At 69.8% G+C, this 21,922-nt stretch carries 21 protein-coding genes and 1 pseudogene; 8 read left to right on the forward strand and 14 right to left on the reverse strand.

What is annotated here, in order from left to right; genetic code table 11:
* Nucleotides 1–21 precede the first annotated feature (21 nt).
* Nucleotides 22–921 carry a LysR family transcriptional regulator gene (locus tag WS54_RS02395; RefSeq protein ID WP_059784595.1) on the forward strand — a complete coding sequence of 300 codons (900 nt, stop codon included), beginning with the start codon at nt 22–24 and terminating at the stop codon, nt 919–921.
* 6 nt (nt 922–927) lie between these two features.
* On the opposite strand, the pseudogene WS54_RS34425 reads toward WS54_RS02395, so the two are convergent.
* From WS54_RS34425 to WS54_RS02410, 3 genes and pseudogenes are all read right to left on the reverse strand, one after another.
* A pseudogene (locus WS54_RS34425) lies at nt 928–1,119 on the reverse strand (transcriptional regulator); the annotation flags it as partial.
* Between the two features lie 188 nt (nt 1,120–1,307).
* The gene (locus WS54_RS02405; protein ID WP_059784589.1) at nt 1,308–2,069 is read right to left on the reverse strand and encodes an isocitrate lyase/PEP mutase family protein; all 762 of its coding nucleotides are present in this window, start codon (nt 2,067–2,069) and stop codon (nt 1,308–1,310) included.
* Nucleotides 2,070–2,215: 146 nt separating this feature from the next.
* Nucleotides 2,216–2,683, reverse strand: a complete 468-nt coding sequence (locus WS54_RS02410) for a MarR family winged helix-turn-helix transcriptional regulator (RefSeq protein WP_059784586.1) — start codon at nt 2,681–2,683, stop codon at nt 2,216–2,218.
* 81 nt (nt 2,684–2,764) lie between these two features.
* Between WS54_RS02410 and WS54_RS02415 the strand changes: the two genes are divergently transcribed.
* Entirely contained in the window at nt 2,765–3,133 is a 369-nt protein-coding gene (locus WS54_RS02415) for a hypothetical protein (RefSeq protein WP_059784585.1), read from the forward strand.
* A gap of 93 nt (nt 3,134–3,226) precedes the next feature.
* Nucleotides 3,227–3,844 carry a glutathione S-transferase family protein gene (locus tag WS54_RS02420; RefSeq protein WP_059785127.1) on the forward strand — a complete coding sequence of 206 codons (618 nt, stop codon included), beginning with the start codon at nt 3,227–3,229 and terminating at the stop codon, nt 3,842–3,844.
* A 48-nt stretch (nt 3,845–3,892) separates the two neighbouring features.
* Here the strand turns inward: WS54_RS02420 and WS54_RS02425 are convergent, their stop codons facing one another.
* The 5 genes from WS54_RS02425 to WS54_RS02445 all read right to left on the reverse strand — a co-directional run bounded on the left by WS54_RS02425 (nt 3,893) and on the right by WS54_RS02445 (nt 8,994).
* The gene (locus WS54_RS02425; RefSeq protein ID WP_059784581.1) at nt 3,893–4,621 is read right to left on the reverse strand and encodes an HAD family hydrolase; all 729 of its coding nucleotides are present in this window, start codon (nt 4,619–4,621) and stop codon (nt 3,893–3,895) included.
* Nucleotides 4,622–4,645: 24 nt separating this feature from the next.
* On the reverse strand, nt 4,646–5,617 hold the full coding sequence (locus tag WS54_RS02430; RefSeq protein ID WP_059784578.1) for an ornithine cyclodeaminase family protein: 972 nt from the start codon (nt 5,615–5,617) through the stop codon (nt 4,646–4,648).
* 105 nt (nt 5,618–5,722) lie between these two features.
* A complete protein-coding gene (locus WS54_RS02435) occupies nt 5,723–6,853 on the reverse strand; it encodes a DSD1 family PLP-dependent enzyme (protein WP_059784577.1) in 1,131 nt (376 codons plus the stop codon).
* A 128-nt stretch (nt 6,854–6,981) separates the two neighbouring features.
* On the reverse strand, nt 6,982–7,941 hold the full coding sequence (locus WS54_RS02440; protein WP_059784574.1) for a LysR substrate-binding domain-containing protein: 960 nt from the start codon (nt 7,939–7,941) through the stop codon (nt 6,982–6,984).
* 138 nt (nt 7,942–8,079) lie between these two features.
* The gene (locus tag WS54_RS02445) at nt 8,080–8,994 is read right to left on the reverse strand and encodes an NAD(P)/FAD-dependent oxidoreductase (RefSeq protein WP_059784572.1); all 915 of its coding nucleotides are present in this window, start codon (nt 8,992–8,994) and stop codon (nt 8,080–8,082) included.
* A 139-nt stretch (nt 8,995–9,133) separates the two neighbouring features.
* On the opposite strand from WS54_RS02445, the gene WS54_RS02450 reads away from it, so the two are divergent.
* The 4 genes from WS54_RS02450 to WS54_RS02465 all read left to right on the forward strand — a co-directional run bounded on the left by WS54_RS02450 (nt 9,134) and on the right by WS54_RS02465 (nt 15,061).
* The gene (locus WS54_RS02450) at nt 9,134–9,574 is read left to right on the forward strand and encodes an RrF2 family transcriptional regulator (RefSeq protein WP_059784569.1); all 441 of its coding nucleotides are present in this window, start codon (nt 9,134–9,136) and stop codon (nt 9,572–9,574) included.
* Between the two features lie 251 nt (nt 9,575–9,825).
* On the forward strand, nt 9,826–10,428 hold the full coding sequence (locus WS54_RS02455; RefSeq protein WP_059784566.1) for a DUF2760 domain-containing protein: 603 nt from the start codon (nt 9,826–9,828) through the stop codon (nt 10,426–10,428).
* Entirely contained in the window at nt 10,425–12,266 is a 1,842-nt protein-coding gene (locus tag WS54_RS02460) for an Hsp70 family protein (RefSeq protein WP_059784564.1), read from the forward strand. The genes WS54_RS02455 and WS54_RS02460 overlap by 4 nt, the downstream gene beginning before the upstream one ends.
* A gap of 5 nt (nt 12,267–12,271) precedes the next feature.
* Nucleotides 12,272–15,061, forward strand: a complete 2,790-nt coding sequence (locus WS54_RS02465) for an Hsp70 family protein (protein ID WP_059784562.1) — start codon at nt 12,272–12,274, stop codon at nt 15,059–15,061.
* Nucleotides 15,062–15,156: 95 nt separating this feature from the next.
* On the opposite strand, the gene ctlX is transcribed toward WS54_RS02465, so the two are convergent.
* Nucleotides 15,157–16,161 carry a citrulline utilization hydrolase CtlX gene (ctlX, locus tag WS54_RS02470; RefSeq protein ID WP_059784559.1) on the reverse strand — a complete coding sequence of 335 codons (1,005 nt, stop codon included), beginning with the start codon at nt 16,159–16,161 and terminating at the stop codon, nt 15,157–15,159.
* Nucleotides 16,162–16,219: 58 nt separating this feature from the next.
* On the reverse strand, nt 16,220–17,299 hold the full coding sequence (locus tag WS54_RS02475; RefSeq protein ID WP_059784557.1) for an ornithine cyclodeaminase: 1,080 nt from the start codon (nt 17,297–17,299) through the stop codon (nt 16,220–16,222).
* 295 nt (nt 17,300–17,594) lie between these two features.
* On the opposite strand from WS54_RS02475, the gene WS54_RS02480 reads away from it, so the two are divergent.
* Nucleotides 17,595–18,026 carry an Lrp/AsnC family transcriptional regulator gene (locus WS54_RS02480; protein ID WP_059237585.1) on the forward strand — a complete coding sequence of 144 codons (432 nt, stop codon included), beginning with the start codon at nt 17,595–17,597 and terminating at the stop codon, nt 18,024–18,026.
* A 35-nt stretch (nt 18,027–18,061) separates the two neighbouring features.
* Here the strand turns inward: WS54_RS02480 and WS54_RS02485 are convergent, their stop codons facing one another.
* The 4 genes from WS54_RS02485 to WS54_RS02500 are packed head-to-tail and all read right to left on the reverse strand — an operon-like array spanning nt 18,062 to nt 21,649.
* Complete coding sequence (locus WS54_RS02485; protein ID WP_059784554.1) at nt 18,062–18,655, reverse strand: peroxidase-related enzyme; 594 nt, start codon at nt 18,653–18,655, stop codon at nt 18,062–18,064.
* A complete protein-coding gene (locus tag WS54_RS02490; RefSeq protein ID WP_059784552.1) occupies nt 18,652–19,182 on the reverse strand; it encodes a CMD domain-containing protein in 531 nt (176 codons plus the stop codon). Before WS54_RS02490 ends, WS54_RS02485 begins: the two co-directional genes overlap by 4 nt.
* Nucleotides 19,179–20,639, reverse strand: coding sequence for an NAD(P)-binding domain-containing protein (locus WS54_RS02495; RefSeq protein ID WP_059784549.1), 1,461 nt, complete (start codon nt 20,637–20,639; stop codon nt 19,179–19,181). The genes WS54_RS02490 and WS54_RS02495 overlap by 4 nt, the downstream gene beginning before the upstream one ends.
* Nucleotides 20,636–21,649 carry a LysR family transcriptional regulator gene (locus WS54_RS02500; protein WP_059784546.1) on the reverse strand — a complete coding sequence of 338 codons (1,014 nt, stop codon included), beginning with the start codon at nt 21,647–21,649 and terminating at the stop codon, nt 20,636–20,638. Before WS54_RS02500 ends, WS54_RS02495 begins: the two co-directional genes overlap by 4 nt.
* Nucleotides 21,650–21,922: the final 273 nt, after the last annotated feature.

A 21,922-nucleotide genomic window follows, 5' to 3' on the forward strand; every position in this document is an offset into this window, starting at 1 on the left:
GGTTGTACGAAAAGGCGAACGATGCAAACCGATCTGGGCGATCTGAACGCGTTCATGGCCGTGGCACGCGCCGGCGGATTCCGCGACGCCGCACGCATGACGGGCCTCAGCGCGTCGGGGCTGAGCGAGGCCGTGCGCCGGCTGGAAGCGCGGCTCGGCGTGCGGCTGCTGCACCGCACGACGCGCAGCGTCGTGCCCACCGAAGCCGGCGAGCGCCTGCTTGCGCGCCTCGGGCCCGCGCTGACCGAAGTGGCGGCCGCGCTCGACGATATCGACGAATTCCGGAACCGGCCGGCCGGCACGCTGAAGCTCAACGTGCCGGTCAGCGCATCGCGGCTCGTGTTGCCGGCGATCGTGCCGCGCTTTCTCGACGCGTATCCGGATATCCGGCTGGAAGTGATCGCCGACGAAAATTTCGTCGACGTGCTGGCGGCCGGATGCGACGCGGGTATCCGCTACGACGAACGGCTCGAACAGGACATGATCGCGGTGCCGATCGGCCCGCGCATCCAGCGCTTCGCGACTGCGGCGGCGCCCGGCTATCTCGCCCGGCACGGCCGGCCGCGGCATCCGCGCGATCTGCTCGACCATCGGTGTCTGCGCGGGCGCTTCGCCAGCGGCGCGATGCCGCCGTGGGAGTACGAGCGCGACGGCGAGGTCGTGCGGGTCGAGCCGGCCGTCGGCCCGCTGCTGGTGCAGATCGGCGGCGCGACGGAGCTGCTGGTCGATGCGGCGATCGCCGGTACCGGCATCCTGTATCTGTTCGAAGACTGGGTGCGCCCGCATTTCGACAGCGGCGCGCTCGAACCCGTGCTCGAACCGTGGTGGCGGCCGTTCTCGGGCCCCTTTTTGTATTATCCGGGGCGGCGTCTCGTGCCGCCGGCGCTGCGCGCGTTCATCGATTTCATCAAGGCCTCCTGAGCGTCGTCAGCGCGCCGGCGCGTGCGCGTCGAGCCACTGCCGGTGACGCGCGTCGGTCGCATCGTCGGCGGGAAACATGCATTCCATGCGCAATTCCTGCGCGGCCGCGCTTTGCGGCGTGCCAACCGTCGTGACCGGCGAGAAGTCGCGCAGCACGACGCCTTCGCGGATGAAGCCGATCGGGATGACCGCGAGGGCGCAGCGACTGCGCCGGCGGCGTGTTTCAGTCGCGCGGAAGCGGATACGCGCACATGATGTCTCCTGACGACGGGCGCTGCCGGAATGGCGGCGCGACACCCGAAGCGTAGAAGCGGGCGTATCGCGCGCCAATGACATGCGATGTCATCGTTCGACGCGCAGCGAACGCGCGCCGCTCCGTGAATCCGTCAGCCGCTCTGCCTGACCAGCGCCGCCAGCGCCTTCATCGCCTGCAGATACGGATACGGCCCATGGCTGATGCGCGCCACGCCGTATTCCGCGAGTTCGGCGAGCGTCGGCGTTTCCGCGACGCGCATCACGTTTACCGGCAGCGGCGACGCGGCCGTCAGTGCGCGAATGAGCGCCGGCGAACGCAGGCCCGGCACGAACAGGCCGTCGGCGCCGGCCGCCGCATACGCGCGGGCGCGCGCCAGCGTCGCGTCGAGCAATCGTTCGTCGTGCGTATCGGCGGCCGCGTTGAAGAATACGTCGGTGCGCGCGTTGATGAAGTAGTCGGCGCCCGCGCGATCGGCTGCCTGCCGGGCTGCCGCGAGACGGGCCGCCGCGGCGTCGACGTCGCGCAGCTCGCCCGTCGACGGCACGCTGTCTTCGAGATTGCAGCCGATCGCGCCGGCCCGGATGCTCAGCGCGATCGTCTCGCCGACCTCCTCCGGCCGCTCGCCGTAGCCGCTCTCGAGATCGACGGTGACGGGCAGGTCCGTCGCGCGCACGATTCGCTCCAGCACCTCCATCATCAGTGCGCGCGGCATCTGCTCGCCGTCGACGAAACCGTTGGCGGCCGCGACGGACCAGCTGCCGGTGGCCAGCGCGACGGCGCCGGCATCGGCCACCGCGCGCGCACTGCCGGCGTCCCACACGTTGAACAGCGTCAGCGGTTGGCCCGCACGGTGAAGCGACCGGAAAGTCGCGCCTTTCTCGTTGTTGCCCATGCTCGTCTCCTCGTGGATACCGGATCGGTTGTCGTGCCGAGCGATATTGCCACCGAATCGGGCGGTGCGACGGCGGCCGGCAATGTCTGCTGACAACGCGTGGCAGGAAGTGCGCGCGACCGCCGCGGCGCGCGTCGTGCGCCGGCTCAGCCGCGCGAACCCGGATCGATCGACAGCGTGCGCAACTGGCTGCGCAACTGGTCGACTTCGCCGGGCGCGAACGGCCGCTCGATCTCGGCATGCGTGCGCTGCCACAGCGGAAACGCTTCGGCCAGCAGGTCGTGCCCGGCCGGGGTCAGTTCGAGCAGGCGGCTGCGCCGGTCGTCCGGATCCTGCGCGATCGTGACGAGGCCGCGCCGCTCGAGCGGCTTGAGCGCCGCGGTGAGCGTGGTGCGGTCCATCGCGAGCAGCGACGCGACCGATTTCATCGGGGCCGGTTGCGGCCGGTTCAACGACATCAGCAGCGAAAACTGGCCGTTGGTGAGATCGAGCGGGCGCAGCACATCGTCGAAGATGCGCGCCAGATTGCGTGCCGCGCGCTGCATGTGCAGGCACAGGCAGCAATCGCGCACCATCAGCGTCGTTTCGAAGGGAAGCTTTTCTTTTCGTGCCATGTTGCAATTGTATTGATATCAACCTATCTTGTCAAGGTCGAGGCGCGGCAACCCGCTGCGTCCATCATCGGAGGAGAAGGCATGAGTGCGCAACAACAGGTGTATCTCGCCGTATTTCTCGGGAGCCAGGATAGCCCGGCGATGAAGGCATGGCTCGCGCTGCCCGAGGAAGAGCGGCGCACGCGCGAGCGCGACGGCATCGCCGCATGGCATGCGTGGGTCGAGCGCCATCGCGACGCGATCGTCGAGCTGGGCGGGCCGCTCGGCAAGACCAAGACCATCGACGCGGGCGGCATCCGCGACACGGTCAATGCGCTGACCGGCTTTACCGTCGTGCGGGCGGCGTCGCACGACGCGGCCGCCGCGATGTTCGAAGGTCATCCGCATTTCACGCTGTTCCCGGGCGTGTCGGTCGACGTGATGCCGGTGCTGGCGATTCCCGGCGCGTGAGCGACGCGCGATGCCGGGCGCTGCGTGTCGCCCGGTTCGCTGCGCGTGGCCCGGATACGGGCTTTTTTCCGACGTTCTGGATGGAGATTGGCGATGAAGCTTTACGGATTTGCCGGCACCCGCTCGCAACGGGCGCTGTGGGGGCTGAAGGAACTGGACGCGGATTTCGAATTCGTGTCGGTCAACCTGCTCGAGGGCGAACACAAGCGGCCCGAATTCCTGCGCCTCAATCCGGCCGGCAAGGTGCCGGTGCTGGTGGACGGCGACCTCGTGATTCCCGAATCGGCCGCGATCGTGCTGTATCTCGCGGACAAATACCCGGAGAAGGCGCTGCTGCCCGTCGATCCGGTGCTGCGGGCGCAGGCCTATCGGTGGATCATGTTCGCGGTGACGGAGCTCGAGCAGCCGCTGTGGCGGATCACGCGGCATACGTTCCTCTATCCGCCGGAGAAGCGCTCGCCGGCCGATATCGAACTGGCGCGCGAGGATTTCGCCACGATGGCCGTCATTCTCGACAAGCATCTCGAAGGGCGCGAGTTCATCGTCGGCGATGCGCTGACGGTGGTCGATTGCGTGACGGCCTACCTGATCGACTGGGCGAACGAATGCCACCTGATCGAACCGTTCCCGCAATTGCGCGCGTATCTCGAACGGCTGTATGCGCGGCCGAAGGCGCCGCAGCGGATCGCGGAGGCGAGGCAGGCGGCGTGAAACGGGGGGCGGGTCATGTGCCGTATCGGCATGACCCGCCGCGTTCGCTTACGAGCGCGACACCGTGTCGGGCCCGCCAAGCGCACGGCACAGCATCGCCAGATCGCGCAACGTGAGATGCGGCGTCGCCGGATGTCGCGGCGCCTGTTCTCCTTCGGCCCGAGGCTCGCGCACGACCCATGCGGCCTGAAGCCCCGCATTCAACGCGCCGACGATATCGAGGTGGAAATCGTCGCCGACGTGCAGCAATTCGGCCGGCCGGACGTCGAGCGCGGCCGCCGCCGCATGGAAGATCTCGGGTGCCGGCTTGGCGAAGCCGAAGGCACGCGCGCTGAGCGTCGTGCGGAAGAATTCGCCGCCGCCGGTCAGCCGCAGATCCGCGTTGCCGTTGGTGACCGCGATCAACGGAAAGCGGGCGCTCAACCACGCCAGCGCCGGCAGCGCGTCTTCGTAGAATTCGACGCGATTGCGCGCCGCGTAGAAGACGTCGTAAGCACGGTCGGTCAGCGAGACGTCTTCGTTCGCGCGTTCCAGCGCGAGCCGGATCGATCCGATTCTCATCGCGCGATAGTCGCCGGCGAGCTCCGGGTATAAACGTTCGTATTCCTCACGTAGCGCACTGAGCGCCTGTTGCGTCGGCAGCACGCTCGCGGTATGGGGCGCGTGCTCGATCAGCCATGCGCGAAGCGTCGCCTCGGCCCGGACGACGGACGGCCCGAACGGCCACAGGGTGTCGTCGAGGTCGAACGAGAGGGCGGAAACTTTGGCGAGACGCATGGCGGCGGAAAGCGGGAAGTCGTTTTACCAGGGCCACGGAACGGAGGTTCCGGTGCCGTGGTCGAGGGCATGCCGATACAGGAAGCGCGCGACGGTCAGGTCCTGAAGCGCGAGCCCTGTCATGTCGAAGACGGTGATCTCGTGCGCGGCACGGTCGACCGATGTCGCACCCGCGAGGATGTCGCCGATTTCCGTACGCGGCAAATCGGGCGCCCACTGGCACTCGCCGATGCTGCGCGCCTGGTCGTGATCGTCCACGACGATGCGCGCGCGTTCCAGCACGCCCGCGGGAAGTTCGCGCTTGCCCGCGGTATCGGCGCCCACGCAGGTCAGGTGGGTGCCCGGCTGAACCGCATCCGCGTCGAACAACGCGCCGCCGCCGGGCGTGGCCGTGATCACCACGTCGCTATGGGCGACCGCCTCGTTCCGGTCGCGCGCCACGCCGATCTCGCACCGTTCGACGAAGTGCGATTCGAACGCCGGGTCCGGCTCGCCGCCGACGTTTACGTACTGCACCGTGCACCGCCGCGGCAGCAGCCTGAGCGCGTAGTCGAGCTGCACGCGCGCCTGCACGCCGGTGCCGAACACGCAGATCCGCGTGCTGTCGCGGCGCGCGAGCAGTTGCAGCCCGAGGCCGCCCGCGGCGCCGGTCCGCGCGGTGGTGATCGCGTTGCCGTCCATGATGCACAGCGGCCTGCCCGTCGCCGGATCGAACAGCGCGACGGTGGCCTGATGCGGTTCGCCGCCGCGTGCCCGATTGCCCGGCCAGAATCCGGCGGCCTTGAAGCCGAGCAGATCCTGACCGGCGACGTCGCCCGACTTGATGCCGAACACGCCGCCGGTATGCAGCTTCTCGCGTACCACCGGGAATACGCGTCCGGCCCGTTGACCGTGCAGCACGAAGGCTTCGCGGACGGCCGCCATCACTTGCCCGGCCTGCAGGGCGGGCTCGACGGCATCGCGGTCGAGGAGAAGGAGGCGGGCGTCGGTCGGCATGGTCGGGGGCTGTTCGGCACGAGACGAATCGAGAATTTTTAAATTTTGTCCAGAACTGGACGAACAGTCAATGCCGGATGACACGGCACGGACGCCGGACTTCGCTCACCAGCCGTAGAAGCGCGGCCACGTCTGCGCGTCGCCGTCGTCGCCGATGGCCTGGTATTCGGGATGTTGCGCACCGGTGGCGCATGCGTGATTCGGCAGGATGCGCAGGCGCGTGCCGATCGGGAACCGCTGCGCGATACCCGTATCCGGCGCGCCCGTGCGCGACACGATCCCGTGTTCCTGGTTGGCGGCGCTCATCAGGTAGTCGCCGAGCACGTCGCCGGTTTCGGTGCAGATCTGCCCGTAGCCGAAATCGCGCGCCTGGCGCTGCGTGCCGCGGTCGCGGCTCATCGCCATCCAGCCCGCGTCGACGATCGCCCAGCCTTTCTCTTCCTGATGGCCGATGACGGTCGTCAGCACCGACAGCGCGATGTCGGACAGTGCGCACACGCCGATGTTGTGCATCACGAGGTCGAACATCACGTACACGCCGGCGCGCACTTCGGTCACGCCGTCGAGCCGTTGCGCCGCCAGCGCGGTGGGCGTCGATCCGATACTCACGACCGGGCACGGCAACCCGGCGGCCCTCAGGCGCTCCGCGGCCCGCACGGTGCGGCTGCGCTCCTGTTCGGCGAGCGCGACCAGCGCCTCGGGCGTGTCGTATTCGTAGCTGGAGCCCGCGTGGGCCAGTACGCCGCCGAGCAGCATGCCGCCGTCGGTCAGCGCGCGGCCGACGTCGATCAGCCGGTCGGCTTCGGGCGGGATGCCCGAGCGGTGGCCGTCGACGTCGACCTCGATCCACACGTCGAAACGTTCGCCGTGCTCGCGCCCGAAGGCGACGATCGCGTGCGCGGCCGGCAGGCTGTCGGCGACGATCTTCAGGTCGCAGCCCTGCCGGCGCAGCGCGAGCGCCTGGCCGAGCCTGGCGGGCACCATGCCGACCGCATAGACGATGTCGCGGATGCCGTCGGCGAAGAACTGCTCGGCCTCCTTGAGCGTCGACACCGTGATGCCTTGCGCGCCCGCCGCGAGCTGCGCGTCGACGACGTGCCGGCATTTGGTGGTCTTGACGTGCGGCCGGAACCGGACGCCGAGTGCGTCGAGATGCGCCTGCATGCGCGCGATGTTGCGACGCATGCGGCCGACATCGATCAATGCGGCAGGGGTATTGAGCGTGTGAAGGTCCACGGTGGGTCCGATTGCGAGGTTGCCAGGCGCTCACTGTAGGGCAGTTGGCTCGCATCGTGCTTAATGCAGGACTAATCCGTCATTAAGCCGGATTTAATGGGCCGAATCTCGCGGATCGCGGCCCCGGCTCACGCCCTGCCGCGCCACGGCGGCGGATCGAGAAATCGCCGCGCGGCATCGAGAAACACGCGCTGCCGCGCGGAACGGCCGGTACGCGACGGCAACAGCGCCGTCACCGGCGCGGGCGGCAGGTGCCAGCCGGGCAGCAGCCGGACGAGCTTGCCGTTCGCGAGCAGCGGCGCGACGTCCCACTCGGAGCGTTCGACGATGCCGAGCCCGGCGAGCGCCCATTCGGTGATGACGGTGCCGTCGTTGGACGACAGCGCGCCGGTGACGCGGATGACGGCGGAGCGCCGCGATTCGCCCTTGACGCCACTGCCGGGCGAGAAGCGCCAGCGCGGGATGTCTTCGTCGTTCTCGCGCAGGCACAGGCAGTCGTATCGTGCCAGGTCGGACGGATGGTTCAGGTCCTCGATGCGGCGCGCGTACGCGGGGCTCGCACACAGGAAGCGCTCGTTGGGCGCGAGCGGATAGCCGATCCACGACGACGACTTGAGGCTGCCGACATGGACGACCACGTCGGCCCCCGCCGCGCTGGTCAACGGGCTTTCCGACAGGTGGAGCGAGATGTCGAGTTTCGGATGCGCACGGTGCAGGTCGCGCACGATCCGGGCGACGTACTTGCGGCCGAAGCCGAGCGGGGCGACGACGCGCAGCGTGCCCTGCACGTCGCCGTGGTCGCCCGCGATGCCGACCGGCAGCGCCTCCACGCGCTCGAGAATGCCGACGGCTTCCTGGTACAGCCGCTGCCCTTCGTCGGTGAGCGCGATGCCTTTCGGCTGCCGCACGGCGAGCCTGGCGGACAGGCGCGCCTCCATCCGCTGCAGGCGGATCGTGACCGCGGGCGGCGTGAGATCGAGCAGGCGGGCGGCGGCGGCCAGCGAACGCGACGTGCCGATCGCGCGGACGAGTCGAAGGTCGTCGAGGTCGAGCATTTCATGGCTCTTGATGCGGATGATGGCAAGCATTAAACCGCACATCGCGCGGCGAAGCCATCGGCGTGGCGCCGGGCGGCGCCGACGAGGACCACCCGAACGCGTCTGTCACGTTCGTCCGATACATTGAGTTTTCCGAATCGATCGTGACGCCGCGCTTACCGCACCCGCCTACGCGTCCAGCCCGAAAATCAGCGACCGGTGTGCGCCCACGCCGGCCGCCACGCCCGATGCCGACGCGAACGTCGCATTGGTCATCAGGCTCGACGCGTCGCCGGCCGCATACACGCCGGCGACGCTCGTCTGCTTCCACGTATCGACGCGAATCGCGGGGCCGAGCGGCCCTTCGTCGAACGCGCAGCCGAGCTGCTGCGCAAGCTCGCTCGCCATGGTCGTGCGCGCGCCGATGAACAGCGCGTCGATCGGCACGACCTGACCGTCGGCGAGCCGCAGCGCGTCGATATGCGGCGCATCGCCGAGGATCTCGACGACCGGCGAGCGCTCGATGCGCACGCCGCGCGCAGCGAGCAACGCGGCTTCTTCTTCGTTCGCTTCGACCAAGCCCTGTGTGAACCATGTCGTCGGGCCCCAGTCCGGAATCAGGATCGCCTGATGGACCGACAGCGGATGCGTGGCGAGCACGCCGAGCCGCTGGCCGCCGACCTCGTACCCGTGGCAGTACGGGCAGTGCAGCACGCTGATGCCCCAGCGTTCGGCGAGCCCGGGCAGCGCCGGCAGTTCGTCGCGGATGCCGGTCGCGAGAATCAGCCGGTCGGCGCTCGCGTGGCGGCCGTCGGCCAGCGTCACGTCGAAGCGTCCGTCCGCGCCGCGTTCGGCGGTGCGGACCTCGCCGTCGACGCGCTGCACGGTCGGATACGCGGCGAGCTGCGCGCTTGCTTCGGCGACGATCTGTGCGGGCGGCTTGCCGTCCTGCCCGAAGAAGCCATGCGCGTGTTCCGCAAAGCGGTTGCGCGGCCGGCCGGCGTCGATCACGAGCACGCGGCGGCGTGCCCGCGCCAGTTGCATCGCGGCCGACAACCCGGCAAAGCTGCCGCCGATCACGATCACTTCATGATGGGAATGCATGCATCGACTCCTTTCTGAACTTGCGTGAATGACCACGTGCTCTGCTGGCGGACAACTCATGAAACACGTGAAGTTGCATGATAGGGCGATGGTATCATTCATGCAACTTCAGAAGTTTCGAGAAAGAGGAGTCCCGCCCGTGAGAACCGACAGCCGTTTGTCGCGCATGCTGCATGCGCTGATCCACATGGACCAGGCCGACGGCCCGCTGACGTCGGAGACGATCGCGACGATGCTGTGCACGAACCCGGTCGTCGTGCGGCGCCTGCTCGGCGGGTTGCGCGATTGCGGGTACGTGCAGTCGGAGAAGGGGCACGGCGGCGGCTGGGCGCTGAGCGTCGCGCTCGACGACATCACGCTGCTCGACGTCTATCGCGCGGTGGGCGAGCCGCCGCTGTTTTCCGACCTGGTGTCCGAGGATGCGCCCGAGTGCCTGGTCGAGCAGGCCGTCAACGCGCATCTGACGGTGACGCTGAAGGAGGCCGAAGCCTCGCTGCTCGCGCGCTTCGGCGAAGTCACGCTCGGCATGCTGTCGCGCGATTTCGAAGCGAAGGCGGCCCGGCGGCGCAAGCCGCGCTGACGCGTCGCAGCATCGCGCTCGGGGCGCACCCGACTGGCGATTCGGCGCGGCCGAAACCGCTGCGCCGCGGTGTTCTGTCCCCCGACTTCTGCCCGGTTCGCCCGCCACAGGGCAAAATACGGGTTTTCCGCACCCGCGAGGGCGCGTTCGAATCACGCGCCGGGCGGCGGCAGTGCGCATTCCGCACGTTGCCGCCGGGCGCCCAGGCAAGATCGCTCGCCGTGCTGCGAGCCCACAGGAGTCCAGACCCCATGCCCGAATCCAACCTGTCCTTCTTCGGCCGGCTGTCGCTGGCCGTCGGCACGTTCTTCTCCGTGCTCGGCAACCGCGAGTTCGCGGCCGAAGTGCTGCGCGTGCGCGACGGCGTCCCGACGGCGGCGCCGGTTGCCCCGGCCCCGGCAGCGCCGGCACCCGCTGCTGCGCCGGCACCGGCCGCGGCGCCCGTGAAGGCGCCGGCCCCCGAGCTGCGCGAAGCGAGCCCGCAAGCCGCGCTGCAACTGCTCGGCCTGCTGCAACGCGATGCACGCTTCATCGATTTCGTCGAGGAAGACATCGCCGGCTACGCGGACGCCGACATCGGCGCCGCCGCGCGCCTCGTGCACGACGGCTGCCGCGCCGCGCTGCGCGAACACTTCACGATCGTGCCGGTGCGCGACGAGGCCGAAGGCAGCCGCGTGACGCTGCCGGCCGGCTTCGACGCGACGGCCGTGCGCGTGACGGGTAACGTGGTCGGCGCCGCGCCGTTCACCGGCACCGTCAGCCATCGCGGCTGGCGCGTGTCCGACGTGCGCCTGCCGAAGCTGACGGGCAGCCACGACGCCTCGGTGATCGCGCCGGCGGAGGTGGAACTGTGAGCGATCCGCGCTATTCGATCGGCATCGACCTCGGGACGACCCATTGCGCGCTGTCGTACGTCGACAGCAGCACGAGCGACGGCGAAAAGATCGTGCAGCACGTGCTGCCGATCGCGCAGCTCACCGCGCCCGGCGCGCTGGAATCGCGCGACCTGCTGCCGTCGTTCCTCTATCTTCCGCATGAAAGCGAGCTGACGCAGGGCGACCTGACGCTGCCGTGGACGGCTTCGCGTGCGTTCGCGGTCGGCGAAATGGCGCGCACGCGCGGCGCCGGCACGCCGATCCGCCTCGTGTCGAGCGCGAAGAGCTGGCTGTGCCACCCGGGCGTCGACCGTCGCGCGGCGATCCTGCCGAGCGATGCACCGCCGGAAGTGGCACGCGTGTCGCCGCTGGAAAGCTCGATCCGCTACCTGACGCACCTGCGCGAGGCGTGGGACCACGCGCATCCGGACGCGCCATTCGCCGAGCAGGACGTGACGGTCACGATCCCCGCATCGTTCGATCCAGCCGCGCGCGAACTGACGGCGGAAGCCGCGCGGGCCGCCGGCTACTCGCGGATGACGCTGCTGGAAGAGCCGCAAGCGGCGCTCTACAGCTGGATCCAGAAGAGCGAAGGCGGCTGGCGCAAGCAGGTGCAGGTCGGCGACCTGATCCTGTGCGTCGACGTCGGCGGCGGCACGACCGACCTGTCGCTGATCGCGGTGGTCGAGCGCGACGGCAACCTCGAACTGCATCGAGTGGCCGTCGGCGAGCACATCCTGCTCGGCGGCGACAACATGGACCTCGCGCTCGCGCACGTGGTCGCGCGCAAGCTCGCGCAGCAGGGCACGCAGGCCGATCCGTGGCAACTGCGCGCGCTGACCTACGCGTGCCGCTCGGCCAAGGAAACGCTGCTGTCCGACCCGACCACCGATGCGGTGCCGCTCGTCGTGCCGAGCCGCGGCTCGAAGCTGATCGGCGGCTCGATCCGCACCGAGCTGACGCGCGCGGAACTCACGCAGACGATCCTCGAAGGCTTCTTCCCGCAAGTCGACGCCGCCGCGCGGCCGGTGAGCCGCGCGCGCGTCGGCCTGACGCAGCTCGGCCTGCCGTATGCGCAGGACGCCGGCATCACGCGCCATCTCGCGGCGTTCCTCGGCCGCCAGGTCGCGGCGCTCGACACGCTCGAAGGCGTCCAGCGCACGCTGCCGCCCGGCGCGACGTTCTTGCATCCGACCGCCGTGCTGTTCAACGGCGGCGTGTTCAAGTCGACGCTGCTCACGCAGCGCGTGCTCGACACGCTCAACGGCTGGCTCGCCGCCGAAGGCGCGCCGCCCGCGCGCCTGCTCGAAGGCGCCGATCTCGATCTCGCGGTCGCGCGCGGCGCGGCGTATTACGGCTACGTGAAGCGCGGCCGTGGCGTGCGCATTCGGGGCGGCACGGCGCGCGCGTACTACGTCGCGATCGAATCGGCGATGCCCGCGGTGCCGGGGCTCGAACCGCCGGTGCAGGCGCTGTGCGTCGCGCCGTTCGGGATGGAGGAAGGCTCGGACGCGGCGCTGCCGCCGCAGGAGTTCGGCCTCGTCGTCGGCGAACCGGTGCAGTTCCGCTTCTTCGGTTCGTCGGTGCGCCGTCAGGATCAGGTCGGCACGTTGCTCGACTACTGGTCGCCGGACGAGCTGCAGGAACTCGAAGAAATCCAGGCGACGCTGCCCGCCGAAGGGCGTACGGTCGGCGAAGTCGTGCCGGTGAAGCTGCATGCGCGCGTGACCGAAGCCGGCACGCTCGAACTCGAGGCGATCCCGAGCGGCACGAACGAGCGCTGGAAGGTCGAGTTCGACGTGCGCGGCGCCGCCTGAGCACGATGAAGCGTTATACGGTCGGCATCGACCTCGGTACGAGCAACACCGTCGTCGCATACGTCGAGGCCGGTTCCGACGCGATCCGCGTGTTCGACGTCGAGCAACTGGTCGGGCCGGGCGCGGTGGCCGCGCAGCCGCTGTTGCCGTCGGTGCGCTATCACCCGGCGGCGGGCGAGTTGCCGCCGGACGCGCTGCGCTTGCCGTGGCAGGCGGCCGGCGCGCGCGGCGCGCGCACCCATTCGAGCGGCGGCTCGGCCGGTCGTGACGGCGGTGCGGACGACGCGCCGCCGGCCGTGATCGGCCGTTACGCGCGCACGCTCGGCGCGCAGGTGCCGGGCCGGCTCGTGTCGAGCGCGAAAAGCTGGCTGTCGCACGCGGCGGTCGACCGGCTCGCGGCGATCCTGCCGTGGGGCGCGGCCGACGGCGTCGACAAGGTGTCGCCGGTCGATGCGAGCGCGAGCTATCTCGCGCATGTGCGCGACGCGTGGGACGCGCACTTTCCCGATGCGCCGCTCGCGAAGCAGGACGTGATCCTGACGGTGCCCGCGTCGTTCGACGACGGTGCGCGCGCGTTGACCGTCGAGGCCGCGCGACGCGCGAAGCTGCCGGCGCTGCGATTGCTGGAAGAGCCGCAGGCCGCGTTCTACGACTGGCTGTACGGCCAGCGCGACACGTTGCGCGACACCTTCGCCGCCGCGCGGCGCGTGCTGATCTGCGACGTCGGCGGCGGCACGACCGACCTCACGCTCGTCGACGTCGCGCCGGGCGACGACGGCGAGCCGACCTTCACGCGCGTCGGCGTCGGCAACCATCTGATGCTCGGCGGCGACAACATGGACCTCGCGCTCGCGCGCCTGATCGAGACGCGGCTGACCGAGCCCGGTACGCGGCTGTCGGCCGCGAGCCTGTCGCAACTCGTCGAGCGCTGCCGCGCGGCGAAGGAGCGGCTGCTCGGCGACGACGCGCCGGCGTCCGTCACCGTCACGCTGCTCGGCGCGGGCAGCAAGCTCGTCGGCGGCGCGCGCTCGGCCGAGCTGACACGGCAGGAAGTCGAGCGGATCGTCGTCGACGGGTTCTTTCCGCAGGTCGATGCCGGCGAACTGCCGCGCCGTGCGCGTGCCGCGATCGTCGAATTCGGCTTGCCGTATGCGAGCGACGCGGCCGTCACGCGCCACGTCGCCGCATTCCTGACACGTCATGCGGAAGGCCCGCTGCCGGACACGCTGCTGCTCAACGGCGGCGTGTTCCGCGCGGGCGCGCTCGCCGGCCGTCTCGCGCAGACGCTCGGCGCGTGGCGCGGCGCGCCGCTCGACGTACTGCACAACGCGCATCCCGACGTGGCCGTCGCGCGCGGCGCGGTGGCCTACGGGCTCGCGCGTGCCGGGCATGCGCCGCGCATCGGCGGCGGCTCCGCGCGCAGCTATTTCCTCGTGCTCGACGATGGCGCGGACGATGCGGCCGCACGCGGCGTCTGCCTGCTGCCGCGCGGTGCGGAAGAGGGCCGCGAGATCCGGCTCGACGATCGCACGTTCGCGCTGCAGCTCGGGCAGCCGGTGCGTTTTCACCTCGTGTCGACGGTGGCCGACACGCAATATCGACCCGGCGATCTCGTCGATCTCGACGGCGGCGATTTCGTGCGGCTACCGCCGATCGCGACGGTCGTCGACGCGAAGGCGGGCAGCGACGCGCGCACGACGCCGGTGAAGCTCACCGCGTCGCTGACCGAGGTCGGCACGCTCGAAATGCATTGCATCGCGACCGACGACGCGACGCGCCGCTGGCGGCTCGAATTCCAGTTGCGCGGCGATGCGCCGGTTCACGGCGACGATGCCGCGGCCACGCGGCATCCGCGTCTCGACCAGGCGATCGCGTTGATCGAGCGCTCGTTCGGCAGCAAGGCCGCGGGCGTGACGCCGAAGGACACGCGCCGGTTGCGCGCGCAACTCGAACAGGTGCTCGGCGCGCGCGAAGACTGGGACGTCGCGCTCGCACGCGAACTGTTCGACGCCTTGCTTGCGCGGGCGCGGCGGCGGCGTCGCTCGGCCGATCACGAGCGCGCCTGGCTGAACCTTGCCGGGTATTGCCTGCGTCCGGGTTTCGGCCATCCGCTCGATGCGTGGCGCATCGAGCAGCTGTGGCCGCTGTTCGACGACGGCATTCAATACGTGACCGACGCCCAGGTGTGGTCCGAGTGGTGGACGCTGTGGCGGCGCGTGGCCGGCGGCCTCGACGACGCCGCGCAGACGCAGGTGCGCGACGCGATCGCGTTCCTCGAACCGTCCGACGACAAGCGGCGCAAGCTGCCGTTCGATCCGGCCAAGGTCGGTCCGGCCGACATGACGCGGCTGTCCGCGTCGCTCGAACGGCTGCCCGTCGAGCGCAAGGTCGAGCTCGCCGAGCGCCTGATCGCGCAATTGCAGAAGCCGGCCGAACGTGCGTTGTGCGCATGGGCGCTCGGGCGGATCGGCGCGCGTCGGCCGTTCTACGGCAGCGCGCACGGCGTCGTGCCGCCGGAAATCGTCATCGGCTGGCTCGATGCGCTGTTCGCGCTCGACTGGAAGCAGGTCGAGCCCGCGGCGTTCGCGGTGGCACAGATCGCGCGGATGACGGGCGACCGCTCGCGCGACCTGCCGGACGACACGCGTGAGGCCGTCGTCAAGCGCCTGGCGGCCGCGAATGCATCGGCGACGTGGATCGACATGGTTCGTGAAGCAATCGCGTTCGACGAAGCCGACACGGTGCGCGTATTCGGCGAGACGTTGCCGGCAGGGTTGAAGCTGCTGGCCGATTGAAAGCGCGACAGGGTGCTTCGATCTTGTTCGGAGGCCGAAGCATCACGTCAACCGCCAACCGCCAACCGCGGCGCGATGCCGGAGCCTCGCTTCGTTCAGGCGTGCGGCACCGCATCGTGCCGCTTTTCCGCCGGTTCGACTGCGACGCCGTCACGCGGCGCCGTCGAACGCCGCGCCAGATGAATCGCCGCGAGCATGCAGCGCACCGACCCGCCGGCCAGTTCGATCGTCGGCACGTCGAGCGGCAGCAATCGCGCGGAGCGCTCGATCGTCGCACGCTGCGCCGGCGCGAGGCAATCGTATGCGCGCCGCGACAATGCGAGCACGCGGCCATCCTTCCCCGACAATTCCAGCGTATTGCCCGCGAAATTCGCGATCTGCGCGTGATCGAGTGCGATCACCGCGCGCCCCGTTTCGGTCAGGCGTTGCGCGATCTCGCCGCGGCGGCGGCTGTCGGCGATCAGGTCGAGGCCGACCATCGCGAACTCGGTGGCGATGCTCATCATCACGTTCGTGTGATAGATCGGCTTGCCGTTCGCATCGGCCGTGTCGAAGCAGATCGGCTCGAAGTTGAAATTCGTGCAGAAGCGTTCGAGCGCGACCGGATCGGCACGCCGCGAGCGCGCGGCGTACGCGATCCGCGCGACGTGGTCGAGCACCATCGCGCCGGTGCCTTCCAGGAACACGTCGTCGTATTCGAGGCCCGAGTAGTCGATCACGTCCTGCACGCGATACTCGGCCTTCAGCATCTCGATCACGTCCGCGCGCCGCTCGCGGCGGCGGTTCGGGCAGTGCATCGGATACAGCGCGACATGGCCGCCCGGGTGCGTCGAGAACCAGTTGTTCGGGAACACGGAGTCGGGCGTGTCGCGCTCGCCGTGGTCGTCGAACACGTGCACGCGCACACCCGCATCGGCGAGCGTGCGCGCGGCGGCCGTGACTTCGTCGCGCGCGGCGGCCGACACCGCCGGCGTGTCGCCCGCGCCGCCGCCGGCCGTGCGCTGGAACGCATTGTCGGCCGCGGTCTGCGGGTTCGGCAGGAAGCGGTGCGGCCGGATCATCACGACGGCGGACGGCGCCTGGATCGATACGAGATTCATGAAGAGCGGGAGCGAAGGGCGGAAAACGGGCGGCGTACAGGCCGCCCGCGCGGCACGGTCAGCGCGCGAACGCGGCGACGGCTTCGGTCACGAACGCCGCGTGACCGTGCGCGATCGCGGCCGGATCGTCAATCAGCGCGAACAGGTTCTTCGGATCGACGGCCGGCGGAATCAGCGCGATCTCGACGCCCGCGTTGTGCTGCTGCGCGAGCGCATACAGGTAGCGCAGCGCCGAGTAATCCTCGAGCGCGAACCCGACCGAGTCGAACACCGTGACCTCGCTCGCGCGCTCGCGGCCGGCCGTCTCGCCTTGCAGCACGCGCCACAACTCGACGACGGGGAAGTCGCCCGGCATCTGCTGGATCTCGCCCTCGATGCGCGATTGCGGTTCGAATTCGACGAATACGCGGCCCGCGTTCAGCACGCCCGCCTCGAGCTCGGTCTTGCCCGGGCAATCGCCGCCGACGGCGTTCAGATGCATGCCGGGCTCGATCATGTCGGCCGTGACGATCGTCGCGTACGCCTTGTCGGCGGTGACGGTCGTCACGATGTCGGCGCCGCGCACGGCGTCGGCGGTCGATGCAGCGCGCACGACGCGCAACTTCGGATACGCGGCGAGGTTCTGCACGAGCTTGTCGGTCGCGCGCGGATCGACGTCGAACACGCGGATTTCGTCGATGCCGAGCAGCGTGTGGAACGCGATCGCCTGGAATTCGCTTTGCGCGCCGTTGCCGATCAGCGCCATCGTGCGCGAATCGGGCCGGGCGAGCGCCTGCGCGGCGAGGACCGACGTCGCGGCCGTGCGCAGCGCGGTGGTGAGCGTGAGTTCGGCGAGCAGCAGCGGGTAGCCGGTATCGACTTCGGCGAGCGCGCCGAACGCCATCACCGTGTGCATGCCGCGCGCCGCATTGACGGGGTGGCCGTTCACGTACTTGAACGCGAACAACGACGCGTTCGCGACGGGCATCAGTTCGATCACGCCGTCGCGCGAGTGGCACGCGACGCGCGGCGACTTGTCGAAATCGGCCCAGTGCAGGTAATCGGCGCGCAGCGTGTCGACGAGTTCGCGCAAGAACGTCGTGACGCCGGTTCGGGCGACCAGGCGGGCGGTGGCGGGAACGTCGAGGAAGCGAGTCATCGGTCTGTCTCCATATTCGGTGCCGGTACGGGTGTCCGGGCGTTCGGGTCGGCCGGGCAGGGCGTCGGCGCGAATCCGGGCTTGCCGAAAAAAGCGGCGGCGCGGCGCGTCGGCCGGTCGATGGAGTCATTATTTCCGCGAGTCGAGCCAACAAAAAGACGGCAAAAGTGGCAGATTCCTCGGTAGACTTTGCACATTGCCAACCCATTCCGGCAGTTTGACCAGTTTGCGCGGGCCGCAACAGGCCGCCTTCGGCACGCTGGCGGCCGGTTCACGCTCAACAGGAAGGCCGTTCATGATCACGCTCGACGACGTCGACCGTCAGCTCATCGCGCTGCTGCGCGACAACGCGCGACTGCCCGTCGTCGCGTTGGCGAAGGCATTGCGCGTGGCGCGCGCGACCGTGCAGAACCGGCTCACGCGGCTCGAGAAGAACGGCGTGATCGTCGGCTATACGGTGCGGCTCAAGCCGGCGGCCGAACGGCACCGGATCCGCGCGCTGATGTCGATCGCGGTGCAGGGCAATCGCGGCGCGGAAGTGGTGAAGGTGCTGCGCGGGCATCCGAACGTCGCGTCGATCCACAGCACGAACGGGCGCTGGGATCTCGTCGCCGAGTTGCATGCCGATTCGCTCGAGCACTTCGATCGCGTGCTCGGCGCGATCCGGTTGATCGATGGGATCGCGAATACCGAGACGAGTATTTTGTTGTCGACGCACAAGGCGTGACGCGGCCCCGGCCCGCGCCACGTCCTTCCGTGCGCTCAGCCATTGGCCGCCGGTGCCGGGAACACCGGCTCGCCGAGCGTCAGCATCAACCGGTTCGCCCACGCGAAGATCGCGATGGCGTGCGACAGGTCGAGAATCTCCTCGTGCGTCAACCCTTCGGCTTCGAGTGCCGCGATGTCGTGCTCGTCGATCGCGTCGGGCCGCTCGGTCAACGCGATCGCATAGCGGACGATCGCGCGTTCGCGCGCCGTCGTGCCGGCCGTCGCCGGATCGTCGAACACCTGTTCGATCGCATCGGTGCGTTTCGCGAGCTGCGCGAAGCGCTGTGCATGCACCGACGCGCAGTACACACAGCCGTTCACGCGCGATACGGCCGTGCTCGCCAGTTCGCGCTCCGCGCGCGACAACCCGCCGGGGCCGTACATGATCGCGTTGAACACGGCCGAGCGCTGCCGCAGGATCTCGGGAAGATGGACGAGCAGCAGGTAATAGTCGGACGTTTTCGCTTGCGGATGGCTCGCTTCGAGCACCGCGAGCTGATCGGGCGTCGCCGCGTCGAGCGACACCGTGTCGAGCCAGGCGCGCCAGCCGAGCGTATCGGACGTGAAGCCGTGGGCGGCAGTCGTCATGCGGCCTCCTTCGCGGCACGTGCCTGAAGCGCCCGCGCGGCAGCGGCGACGCGCAACTGATACGCGACGAACGCGACGAGCTGCGACAGCGCGACGATCGCGGGCGTCGTGAGTCCGGCCGACTTCAACGCGTCGAGGTCGGATGCGCGCGCGTCGGCCGGCGCGTGCGTCAGGCGTTTCGCGTGCAAGAGGATTGCGCCGAGGCGTCGAGGTAGCGCGTCGAACGCATCGGCATCCGCCTGTTCGATGTCGTCGAGCGTACCGCCTGCGTCGAGCAGCCGGGCGCGATAGATGTCGGCCAGCGCGTGCGCATTCGACTGCCGCGCGACATACCGCGCCGCATGCAGCCGTTCGATCGGCGAAAGATCGGGCAACGCGGGATCGAACAGCGCGGCTTCGCTCAGTTGCGTCGGCAACCGCACCTTGTCGCGGGCGCGGCGCAGCGTGGCGACGGCGTCGCCTTCGCGCAGGCCGGCTGCCGCGTCGATCGTATCCGGCACGACGGCCGGCGTGATGGAGTCAGTCATCGTTTCGGTTTTCCTTCGTCGTCAAAGTGATCGAGGGCATCGGCGTCGCGCCATTCGTCGCCCTGCAACTCCGCGTTCGCGTAGGCGACGAGTGCGTCGTAGTGGCGCTCGCGATCGGCATCGAACAACCGGCTCGCGATGCCGCGTGCCAGCCGCTGCGCGCCCGCGCTGATGGCCGGGATATCGCCCGACAGCTTGCCGTGGCTCAGGCTCGCCGCATGGTTGAAGCAATGGATTCGCGTGACGGCCGGGCAGGCGCCGCGCTCGCGCTCCTGGAACGCGAACGCGGGGCCCAGATCGGGCGACTCGGCCAGCTCGTCGAGCCACAGCGCCGGGTCCGGCCGATAGCGATCCTTCCAGCGCCGCACGTGTGCGCCGAACGACGCGAATTCCTCGCGCGTGGTCCAGTCCGAATGAAACCCCGTCGCGAAGATCAGGAAGTCGACCGTGCAGCGGCCGCGCGGTGTCGTCACTTCCAGCCCGTCCGCACGGTCGGCGAGCGTGTCGATCGGGCTGCCCGCATGGAAATGCGCATGGCCGTGGCGCGACACGCGCAGCACGCTGTCGCGCGGCGGGGGCGTTTGCGACGTCAGCGCGTAGTGCATGAAGCGCCACTTCGTCGCGTCGTCGAGATCCGCGTAGCCGTGCACGAGCCCCGGGCTGCCGATGCCCGTCAGCTTGTTGATGCGCGGAATGTCCGCGCGGCGGAAGAACAGGTCGACGCGGGCGGCGCCGGCTTCGAGTGCGGTACCCGCGTTGTCGAACGCGGACGCGCCTGCGCCGACCACGCCGACGCGCTTGCCCGCGAGCGCGGCGAAGTCGATCGGCTCGGACGAATGGGCCCAGCGCGTGCGCGGCGCGCGTTGCGCGACGGGCGGCACGTACGGACCGCCGAGCCCGTCGCGGCCGGTCGCGAGCACGACGTGCCGCGCGAGCAGCGTCTGTGCTTCGCCGTTGCCGCGCACGTCGAGCGCGAGCAACCCGTCGTCGCGCGGGCGCAGCGCGACGAGCGTCGTGTCGTTGCGCACCTGCAGGTCGAGCACGCGCCGATACCAGCGCAGGTAGTCCATCCATTGCGGGCGCGGGATCTTGTAGAGCACGTCCCATGCGTCGCGGCCGTATTGCGCTTCGAACCATGCGCGGAACGTCAGCGCGGGCAGGCCGAGCGCGGGGCCCGCAAGCTGCTTCGGAGAGCGAAGCGTCTCCATTCGCGCGAACGTGACCCACGGGCCTTCGTAGCCGGCCGGCGCGCGGTCGATCACGCACTGGTTGTCGATGCCGAGCAGGCGCAGCTCGGCGGAGGCCGCGAGCCCGGCCATGCCGCCGCCGACGATCGCGACGTCGAGCACGCGCGCGCCGTCCGCTTCGCGCGGCGGCACCCACGACGGCGCGGGCAGGTCGAGCCAGCGCAGGTCCTGCGCGAGCCGCGCTTCGAGTGCGTCGAGCGGGGTTGTCATGCGGCCTCCGGGCGCGCGCGGCGAGTCCGTGCCGCGCGAGGCGGGCGCGTCGCGCGATCGGTGCGCAGCCGGTCGCCGCGCAGCAGCGCGTCGTGCGCGGCGGCGTCGTGAAAGATCACGTCGTCGAGCAGCGCGCGCGTCGTGCGATACAGCGCGTCGAGCAGCGCATCGACGGCCGCCGTGCGGGCCTTGCCGGCCGGTGTTGCGACGCCGAATGCGAACGGGATGTCGACGTCGAGCGGGCGCGCGACGACGCCGTCCACCGGCAGCGCGACGCCCGTGGCCGGATCGACGATGCCGATCCCGATGCCCGCGCGCGCGGCCATGACCGCATTCAGCGACGCGTTGGTTTCGATGAATACGCGCGCCTCCACGCGCGCGGCGGCGAACGCCGCGTCGATCCGCTGGCGCAACCGGTGCCGGTTCGCGACCGTCACGATGCGGCGCCGCGCGAGGTCGCGCAGCGCGATGCGCGGCTTTGCCGCGAGCGGGTCGCCGGCGGGCAGCACGGCGACGCACGGGGTCTGCGCGATCCACTGCACGTCGAGCCCGGCATGCGCCATCGGCAGCGTGAGCACGCCGACATCGGCCGTGCCGGCCAGCACCTCGTGCACGACATGCTCGGCCGATTCGCTGCGCAATTGATAGTGCGGCGCATGCGCACCGTCGGGCAGCGCGGCGAGCGCGGCCGGTACGAGCGTGGCCGCGAGCGACGGCGTGGCCGCGATGCGCACGGGTTCGGCGCTTTCGTCGCCGAGCGCGCGCGCCCGCGCCTCGATCGCGCGCAGGCCGACCAGCGAGCGTTCGACTTCCTCGTACAGCAGGAACGCGCGTCGCGTCGGCGTGACGCGCGGGCCATGCCGGTCGAACAGCGCGTAGCCGAGATCGGCTTCGAGTTCCTGGATCTGCCGCGTGACGGCCGGTTGCGAGCGGCCGAGCAGTTCGCCCGCGCCGGTCACGCTGCCGGCCGACATGACCGCGGAAAAGGCTTCGAGTTGATGCAGCTCCATGACGCGTTCCGATGATGCAATTTGCGCATTGTAGGAGTGCGAGCATGCGCGATTCATATAATGATTTTTGCTATCGACAGCGGGAAAACTGCGAAGCGCGCGGCCGTCGCGTTGGCCCGCCTTGTGCGCATGCGCGCCGGCTGCGCGGGGTGACGAGAACGAAACGTCAATCGAATCAACGCGATGCGATGGGTGTGCGCACGTCGCTCGACGTGCGACGGATGGACGACCGTTCACGAGCGTCGCCTGCTTCGCGCCGCGTGCGATATCGAT

This window comes from Burkholderia sp. NRF60-BP8, assembly GCF_001522585.2.
Lineage (GTDB): Bacteria > Pseudomonadota > Gammaproteobacteria > Burkholderiales > Burkholderiaceae > Burkholderia.

Bases quoted from the DNA above. Each gene is read 5' to 3' on its own strand.
- WS54_RS02395 (WP_059784595.1), top strand. From the start codon at position 22: ATGCAAACCGATCTGGGCGATCTGAACGCGTTCATGGCCGTGGCACGC.
- WS54_RS02405 (WP_059784589.1), bottom strand. From the start codon at position 2,069: ATGGGCAACAACGAGAAAGGCGCGACTTTCCGGTCGCTTCACCGTGCG.
- WS54_RS02410 (WP_059784586.1), bottom strand. From the start codon at position 2,683: ATGGCACGAAAAGAAAAGCTTCCCTTCGAAACGACGCTGATGGTGCGC.
- WS54_RS02415 (WP_059784585.1), top strand. From the start codon at position 2,765: ATGAGTGCGCAACAACAGGTGTATCTCGCCGTATTTCTCGGGAGCCAG.
- WS54_RS02420 (WP_059785127.1), top strand. From the start codon at position 3,227: ATGAAGCTTTACGGATTTGCCGGCACCCGCTCGCAACGGGCGCTGTGG.
- WS54_RS02425 (WP_059784581.1), bottom strand. From the start codon at position 4,621: ATGCGTCTCGCCAAAGTTTCCGCCCTCTCGTTCGACCTCGACGACACC.
- WS54_RS02430 (WP_059784578.1), bottom strand. From the start codon at position 5,617: ATGCCGACCGACGCCCGCCTCCTTCTCCTCGACCGCGATGCCGTCGAG.
- WS54_RS02440 (WP_059784574.1), bottom strand. From the start codon at position 7,941: ATGCTTGCCATCATCCGCATCAAGAGCCATGAAATGCTCGACCTCGAC.
- WS54_RS02445 (WP_059784572.1), bottom strand. From the start codon at position 8,994: ATGCATTCCCATCATGAAGTGATCGTGATCGGCGGCAGCTTTGCCGGG.
- WS54_RS02455 (WP_059784566.1), top strand. From the start codon at position 9,826: ATGCCCGAATCCAACCTGTCCTTCTTCGGCCGGCTGTCGCTGGCCGTC.
- WS54_RS02465 (WP_059784562.1), top strand. From the start codon at position 12,272: ATGAAGCGTTATACGGTCGGCATCGACCTCGGTACGAGCAACACCGTC.
- ctlX (WP_059784559.1), bottom strand. From the start codon at position 16,161: ATGAATCTCGTATCGATCCAGGCGCCGTCCGCCGTCGTGATGATCCGG.
- WS54_RS02475 (WP_059784557.1), bottom strand. From the start codon at position 17,299: ATGACTCGCTTCCTCGACGTTCCCGCCACCGCCCGCCTGGTCGCCCGA.
- WS54_RS02480 (WP_059237585.1), top strand. From the start codon at position 17,595: ATGATCACGCTCGACGACGTCGACCGTCAGCTCATCGCGCTGCTGCGC.
- WS54_RS02485 (WP_059784554.1), bottom strand. From the start codon at position 18,655: ATGACGACTGCCGCCCACGGCTTCACGTCCGATACGCTCGGCTGGCGC.
- WS54_RS02490 (WP_059784552.1), bottom strand. From the start codon at position 19,182: ATGACTGACTCCATCACGCCGGCCGTCGTGCCGGATACGATCGACGCG.
- WS54_RS02495 (WP_059784549.1), bottom strand. From the start codon at position 20,639: ATGACAACCCCGCTCGACGCACTCGAAGCGCGGCTCGCGCAGGACCTG.
- WS54_RS02500 (WP_059784546.1), bottom strand. From the start codon at position 21,649: ATGGAGCTGCATCAACTCGAAGCCTTTTCCGCGGTCATGTCGGCCGGC.